9 protein-coding genes are annotated in these 7,437 nt (G+C 37.2%); 4 read left to right on the forward strand and 5 right to left on the reverse strand.

Going from position 1 to position 7,437, the window contains the following annotated elements; genetic code table 11:
- The 4 genes from ABY905_RS11850 to ABY905_RS11865 all read left to right on the forward strand — a co-directional run.
- Positions 1–264, forward strand: a 264-nt coding sequence (locus ABY905_RS11850; protein ID WP_372644108.1) for a hypothetical protein, incomplete at its 5' end; no start/stop codon positions are given.
- Between the two features lie 354 nt (positions 265–618).
- Positions 619–1,380 carry a hypothetical protein gene (locus ABY905_RS11855; protein ID WP_372644111.1) on the forward strand — a complete coding sequence of 254 codons (762 nt, stop codon included), beginning with the start codon at positions 619–621 and terminating at the stop codon, positions 1,378–1,380.
- Between the two features lie 167 nt (positions 1,381–1,547).
- Positions 1,548–2,075, forward strand: coding sequence for a peptidylprolyl isomerase (locus ABY905_RS11860; RefSeq protein WP_372644114.1), 528 nt, complete (start codon positions 1,548–1,550; stop codon positions 2,073–2,075).
- 247 nt (positions 2,076–2,322) lie between these two features.
- The gene (locus ABY905_RS11865) at positions 2,323–3,636 is read left to right on the forward strand and encodes a dicarboxylate/amino acid:cation symporter (RefSeq protein WP_372644117.1); all 1,314 of its coding nucleotides are present in this window, start codon (positions 2,323–2,325) and stop codon (positions 3,634–3,636) included.
- Positions 3,637–3,789: 153 nt separating this feature from the next.
- Here ABY905_RS11865 and hisIE read toward each other — a convergent pair whose 3' ends face one another.
- The 5 genes from hisIE to hisB form a co-directional block, all read right to left on the reverse strand.
- A complete protein-coding gene (hisIE, locus tag ABY905_RS11870) occupies positions 3,790–4,407 on the reverse strand; it encodes a bifunctional phosphoribosyl-AMP cyclohydrolase/phosphoribosyl-ATP diphosphatase HisIE (protein ID WP_372644120.1) in 618 nt (205 codons plus the stop codon).
- Positions 4,408–4,795: 388 nt separating this feature from the next.
- Complete coding sequence (hisF, locus tag ABY905_RS11875; protein WP_372644123.1) at positions 4,796–5,551, reverse strand: imidazole glycerol phosphate synthase subunit HisF; 756 nt, start codon at positions 5,549–5,551, stop codon at positions 4,796–4,798.
- 3 nt (positions 5,552–5,554) lie between these two features.
- Positions 5,555–6,286, reverse strand: a complete 732-nt coding sequence (gene hisA / locus ABY905_RS11880; RefSeq protein ID WP_372644126.1) for a 1-(5-phosphoribosyl)-5-[(5-phosphoribosylamino)methylideneamino]imidazole-4-carboxamide isomerase — start codon at positions 6,284–6,286, stop codon at positions 5,555–5,557.
- A gap of 2 nt (positions 6,287–6,288) precedes the next feature.
- The gene (hisH, locus tag ABY905_RS11885) at positions 6,289–6,879 is read right to left on the reverse strand and encodes an imidazole glycerol phosphate synthase subunit HisH (RefSeq protein ID WP_372644129.1); all 591 of its coding nucleotides are present in this window, start codon (positions 6,877–6,879) and stop codon (positions 6,289–6,291) included.
- Positions 6,880–6,888: 9 nt separating this feature from the next.
- Positions 6,889–7,437 (reverse strand): imidazoleglycerol-phosphate dehydratase HisB (hisB, locus tag ABY905_RS11890; RefSeq protein ID WP_372644132.1); only part of this gene is annotated, 549 nt, incomplete at its 5' end.

Genomic DNA, 7,437 nt, shown 5'->3' on the forward strand with positions numbered 1-7,437 from the left:
CGAAATTTGAATGGTCATAATCTCAATTATGAGAGAATTACTGTGACCGATTTCGATAATCTAAATGGATTGACTTTGGATTTGAATCACAAAAAGTACAGTATAAAGAGAGATTCTATGATGAGAAATACTGAATTGACTTCCACTCAGTTATCTGATGTAGAAACATTAATCAGTGAAGGTGAAGATCAAATTCCCAAGGATGAATTCCTGTATAATATATGGAAAATGGAACATATCGAAAATAAACTACGTAAGTTTTAATACCAATGGCGTTTGGAATTTGAAAAGGCTCAATAAACTCGTTTTGAAGAGTCTAAAAGAGCAGTTTTAAGGAATGAAATTTTTATGTAATAATGAGTTTGGAATTTTGCTACTTCAGCATATTTCAAGCTCTTTTTTTATGCCACTGCTTTTTTGTACTCTAATTCCTGATATTAACTGTTAGGGTGTTGTTTCAGTAATTGGTTTCACAAAACCATATCAATCTTTTATTATTCAGAATATTGGGTCTAAATTAATGTTAATACTTTGGTGTTTTAATTGTACATAAGAATAAATGCTTATATTAATTGTTTCTAATCGATAATCATGAGATGGTATTTAAATTAAACCCCAATGCCTAAAACCGCTTCTAATATGGAGAGTATCGCAATGGCATACGAAATACCCGAATTATCAGTGAGACTAAAAATTAAAACTATGAAAAAAGTATTTGTGTTGTGTTCAATTTTTGTTTTCGTATTTTATGGTAAACAATCCCTTGCTCAGGAATCAGGAAAGGTATTGCTTCCTAAGATCTCAAAGTCTTATAAGGGAGAATGTAAAAAAGGTTTAGCACATGGTAATGGCGATGCAAAAGGGGTAGATACCTATTCAGGTCAATTTAAGAAAGGACTCCCTCAAGGCACAGGAACCTATGTTTGGCAAAATGGTGATTATTATGTGGGAGATTGGCATAAAGGACTTCGAAGTGGCGAAGGGGAGTTTCACATAAAAGTGAACAATCAAGATACTGTTTATGCAGGTATTTGGAAGCACGACAAGTATTTGGGAAAGAGAGTTGTATTACCAACGGTTACTTATAAGTCAAGTGTTGAGCGTTATAGTTTCAAGAAACTTAGTGAGGGATGTCTGGTGAGTATTAAAATAATGCAGAATGGATCTGTTAACACCTCTGTTTCACAGCTTATTATTGATGGAGATAGTGGGAATGAGTTAATTAATGGAAATTCCTTTTGCTTTGAAAATTTTATTGTTCCCTTTAAATGTTCAGTACGTTATTATACAATGAATAAACTGCGAAAGGCACAATATGAGGTCAAATTTGATTTCGAAATCACACAATTGGGAAATTGGGAACTGGTTCTTAATAATTGATAAACAGTCTTTTCTTGAGTTTGAAAATTGAGATAGGCTGGTTGAAAAGGGACTTGTGTCTATAACGATTCTTAATTATAGACCAAAAACTCTTTTTTTTGTTTGCGATGCCAAATAAAAAGCTTTCCTTTGTGCAGAATTTTATCAATTATTAAAAGATTTAAGTTATGACTATTGCAAAAGATAAGGTTGTTTCAGTGATATATGAGTTGAAAACTGAGATCGATGGTGAAATCATCGAGAAAGCAGTTGCTGAGACTCCATTAACATTCCATTGTGGTGCAGGACAAATGTTAGAAAAATTCGAAGCTAACCTAATGGGGTTATCTGTTGGAGCATCTTTCGACTTTAAATTGGCTACTGAAGAAGCTTACGGTTTAGCATCAGAAGAAGCTGTTATCGAATTACCTAAGAACATTTTTGAAGTAAACGGTGAGTTTGATTCAGAAATGATTGCTGAAGGAAACGTAGTTCCTATGCAAGATAATTCAGGACGTCGTATGAACGGTATCGTTCTTGAACTAAAAGAAGAGACTGTAACAATGGATTTCAATCACCCTCTAGCTGGTGACGATTTGTTTTTCAAAGGTGAAGTTATCGAAGTTCGTGACGCTACTGAAGAAGAAATGGATGCTATTAAAGCTGAAGCTAATGGCTGTGAGCCAGGCGGATGTGGTGGCGGATGTTCTTGCTAATCCTTAAAAGGAATTATTAGAGCTGAACTCGTTCACTCTGTAAAGATATAACCCGGAAGTCATATGACTTTCGGGTTTTCTTTTGCCTTAACTTCAAATAAATGAGAGAGGCTGATTAAAAATGATTTTAAAAGAGATAAATCACAGATTAGGCAGATTTACACATATTATTAATTCATCATTCATAGCTCTTAATTCATCATTCGTAAATTATTGTATATTTAGGCTTCAATAAAAAAAACTGAATATGACAAAGAAGAAGATGCCATTATATGTGAAAATATTGATTGGAATGGCTTTAGGTGCCGTAGCAGGACTTTTGGCTGTTAAGATGGGTTGGGACGAGTTCACCTTTAACTGGATTAAGCCTTGGGGAGCTATCTTCCTCAATCTTCTAAAACTGATTGCTGTACCTTTAATTTTTGTGTCATTAGTTAAGGGCATCTCAAGTCTATCAAATATATCAAAGTTGTCTCGTATTGGTTTCAAGACGATCTCTCTATATGTGCTGTCAACCGTTATTGCAGTGAGCTTTGGTTTGATTCTGGTTAATACCATTCAGCCAGGCAATACCTTTCCTGAGGAGAAGAAAATTGAACTTCAAGAAAAATTCCACAGCACTGTTGATCTAAAAAAGGATCAGGCAGCAAAGGTTAAGGAAGAAACTCCCTTGCAATTCTTTGTCGATATGGTGCCTTCGAACTTCTTTATGGCAGCGAGTGACAATACCAAGATGTTACAGATTATTTTCTTTGCCATACTTTTTGGTATTGCTATGGTTTTACTTGAAGAAAAACAGATTATTGTCGTTCGAGATTTTTTCAACGGAATTGATGCGATAATCCTTAAAATTATCGATTTGATAATGGCTTTCGCTCCTTATGGGGTTTTCGCACTTATAGCAGGATTAATTGTTGATTTTTCAGGAGATGTCGATTTATTTGCCGCCCTGGGATTATATGCCATTACTGTGATTCTGGGTTTATTGGTAATGATTTTTGTGATTTATCCTCTTTTCCTGCGTTTGTTTACACCTGTTTCTTATCGTGATTTTTACAAGAAGATAAGTCCGGCTCAGCTATTGGCTTTTTCTACTTCTTCCTCTGCTGCCACACTGCCTCTTACGCTTGATCGGGTTGAGAACCATTTGGGTGTAGCCAACGAAGTGGCCAGTTTTGTTTTGCCTGTAGGCGTCACTATCAATATGGATGGCACCAGTTGTTATCAAGCTATTGCAGCCGTTTTTATTGCACAGGTATTTGGTGTGCCTTTGGATATTTATGACCAATTACTAATTGTATTAACGGCGACTCTGGCTTCTATTGGAACACCAGGTATTCCGGGGGGAAGTATCGTCATGTTGATTATTGTTCTTTCTTCTGTTGGTATTCCAGTTGAAGGTCTGGCATTAATATTGGGTATTGATCGTCCTCTTGATATGCTGCGAACTGTAGTGAATGTAACGGGTGATGCAACCGTCGCTACCATTGTGGCACAATCTGAAGGGAAGTTGAATTACAATCCAGAATTAATACCTCAAACTGTTGAAGTAAAAAAGTAGGATGATATAAGCCGACAGAGTCGAAGACCTATTGGCGTTAGAAAATTGAAATAAATCAATGCTGTAGGTTACAAGCAAATTGATAGCCTATTAAACTATTCAAACCTGACAGGTTTAATTTACATCTTGTAATTAAACCTGTCAGGTTTTTACTTATTTGTGTCTTTCAGTTAATAGCTCAACAACTTCTTCAAGTTTATAGCCTTTAGCTGATAGAAGTACCAGATAATGGAACATTAAATCAGCAGCTTCTCCCATAAACAAGTCCTTATTGTCATCCTTGGCTTCAATCACCAATTCAACAGCTTCTTCTCCTACTTTCTGAGCAATTTTATTCATCCCTTTTTGGAACAAGCTAGCTGTATAGGATTTCTCGGATAGATTATTCTTTCTCTCTTCAATCACATCCTGCAATTGTAAGAGAAAATCGATTTCAGATTTCTTATTGCTTTCATTCCAACAAGTTTCATCTCCTGTATGACAAACAGGACCGGTTGGGTTTACCTTAATAAGAAGACTATCCTGATCGCAGTCCAAGCTCATGCTGATAAAGTTTAGGTAATTGCCACTACTTTCTCCTTTTGTCCATAAGCGTTTTTTGCTGCGCGAATAAAAACAAACACGTTTTTCAGCTAGTGTTTTCTCAAGGGATTCTTTGTTCACATAACCAAGCATCAAGACCTTTTGAGTCTGCACATCTTGAATAATGGCAGGAGCAAGGCCATTACCTTTGCTGAAATCTATTTGGTTTATAAGTTCTGTATAATTCATCTTTGGATTTGTATTTAAATGTTTTTCAATTCATCCCAATTGGCCTCTGTTCAAATTGCTTTTGTATTATCTAGAGATTTAGTAAGACCGGGAAGTTGTCCCGATAATTCGGGATGTTCGAAAATCACCCGGCCGCACTTAAACTTTAGGTAAATAAGAAAGAAATTTTAAAAGCAGCCTTGATTTTTTTTATTCGTAAATATAATCTCGGGCTCTCATGATCTCACTCTGTTCGGTAGCTTCGTTTTTTGGATTAAGCCAACCATTGGAGCAAAGCGGAAATCATGAATACAACTAAAATAGACTTTAATGAATAAATGAAGTGGGGTTTATTCCCATAGCTCATGAACTCGCAAAAGCTCGGTTGGGGCAAAGCCCCATTTCTAAACTATAATCTAACAGGAATACCTTCCGATTTAAGATACTTTTTTAATTCAGGAATTTCAATTTCCTTATAGTGAAAAACACTAGCTGCCAGTGCTGCATCAGCTTTACCTTCAGTAAATGTATCTGCAAAATCTTCCATATTCCCAGCTCCACCTGAAGCTATGAGTGGAATATTAATCATTTCGGATATCTCAGCTAAAGCTTTATTGGCAAAGCCATTTTTTGTTCCATCATGATTCATGGAGGTAAAGAGTATTTCACCAGCACCACGTCTTTCCGCTTCCTTCAGCCAATCGAAGAGCTTGATGCCAGTTGGAATTCGCCCACCATTCAAGTAGACTTCCCAACCATCTTCAGTCTCGCGAGCATCTACGGCCAAAACGACACATTGAGAACCAAATCGATTTGCTAGTTCAGTTATCAATTCCGGATTGCGAACAGCTGATGAATTGATGGCTATTTTATCTGCTCCAGCTTTTAGAACGGCTGCGACATCTTCGCTACTACTAATTCCACCACCAACGGTGAATGGAATATTAAGAACCTTAGCGACTTTACCAACCATGTCGAGTAGGGTTTTACGCTTTTCGTGAGTGGCAGTAATATCCAAAAAGACCAATTCGTCTGCGCCTTGTTCTGCATAGTAGGCAGCTAATTCGACAGGATCACCTGCATCTTTCAAATCTACAAAGTTGATTCCCTTTACTGTTCGGCCATCCTTTATGTCCAAACAGGGAATGATTCGTTTTGCTAGCATATCTTAGAGTATAAATTCCTTAACTAAATCTTCTACTTTGATTCTATCTTCGTAAATAGCCTTTCCAATAATAACTCCAGTACAGTCTGTTTCATTCAAGGCTCGTACATCTTCGATGCATGATACACCACCACTGGCAATAAGCTGTATTTCAGGGAATTTCTTTAGAATAGATTGGTAAAGCTCAATTGCAGGTCCTTGTAACATGCCATCTTTTGAGATATCTGTGCAAATCACTCTTCGGATGCCTTTTTTCAGAAACTTTTCAAGAAAAGCGAAGAGTTCAATACCCGAATCTTTTTCCCATCCAGATGTGGCAATGAATCCATTCTTAACATCGGCACCCAGGATGATGCGATCAGGTCCATATTCTTCCAGACAAATGTCAAAGAGTTCAGGATCACTCACCGCTAGGCTCCCAAGTGTTATCTGTGATGCACCAGACTCAAAAGCCAAATCGATATCCATCTTTGATTTCAAGCCACCACCAAAATCAAGTTTCAAGTTGGTATTCTTGCTGATCTCTTTCAAAATAGGAGCGTTGCAAATGTTTTTCGATCGGGCACCTTCCAAATCGACTAAGTGCAACTGCTTGATACCAGCTTTTTCAAAAGCCTTTGCCACATTTAAAGGATTCGCATCGTATACGATTTTAGTATCGTAATCTCCCATAGTCAACCGCACACATTGTCCTCCGATGATATCAATAGCGGGAATAATTTCTATATTTTGCATGATTATAACTTTATAAAATTGCTTAAGATTTGTTGTCCGATATCTCCTGATTTTTCAGGGTGAAACTGGCAGGCATAAAAATTATCTTTCTGAAGACTGGCACTGAAACTTCTGATATAATACGTTTCAGCTGCTGAATAGTCGTTAAGTGGAACATAGAAGGAGTGAACAAAGTAGACAAAGCTCTCCACGTCAATCCCTTCAAATAGTTTCCCTTTCAATTGCTTGATTTGATTCCAACCCATATGAGGCACTTTATCCTCAGCGGGGAATCTTAGCGTTTCAACAGGAAAGATTCCTAGCCCTTTGGTGTTCCCTTCTTCGCTTTGTTCACACATTAGCTGCATACCTAAACAAATACCCAATACGGGTTGCTTTAGCTGAGGAATCAGTTTGTCTAATCCATTTTTCTTAAGTGCATTCATGGCCCAAGTGGCTTCACCAACGCCTGGAAATATCACCTTATCTGCCTTACGAATGGTTTCTTCACAATTCGTAATTTCTGCAGAAACGCCAAGTCGTTCTAGAGCAAACTTCACTGACTGAACGTTACCTGCTTCATAGTCGATAATCACTATATTTTGTTTGTTCATGTCTTCTTCTTATAAAAGTCCCTTTGTCGAGGGCAGTTGTAAGTTATTTACATCGCGTTTGATGGCCATGCGAATAGCTCTGGCAAAGGCTTTAAAAATGCCTTCAATCTTGTGGTGCTCATTGGTACCTTCTGCTTTTATATTCAAATTGCACAAGGCTCCATTACTGAATGATTTGAAAAAGTGAGAAAACATTTCTGTTGGCATATCTCCAACCATTTCTCGCTTGAAATCTGCTTTCCAAACCAATTCATTTCTGCCTCCAAAATCAAGAGCAACTTGTGCAAGGCAATCATCCATAGGCAAACAAAATCCGTAACGCTCTAAACCAAGTTTATTTCCCAATGCAATTTTGAAAGCTTCGCCTAAGGCAATACCAGTATCTTCAATACAGTGGTGTTCATCAACGTTTAAATCTGCAAAAGTAGTTATAGATAGGTCAATGCCTGAGTGTTTTAGGATCTGTTCCAACATGTGATCAAAGAAGCTTAACCCTGTATTGATTTTCCCTTGACTGCTACCATCCAGATCCAATTCAATTTTGATTTGTGTTTCAAG

Source organism: Ancylomarina sp. (assembly GCF_041555295.1).
In the GTDB taxonomy this organism is placed as follows: Bacteria; Bacteroidota; Bacteroidia; order Bacteroidales; family Marinifilaceae; genus Ancylomarina.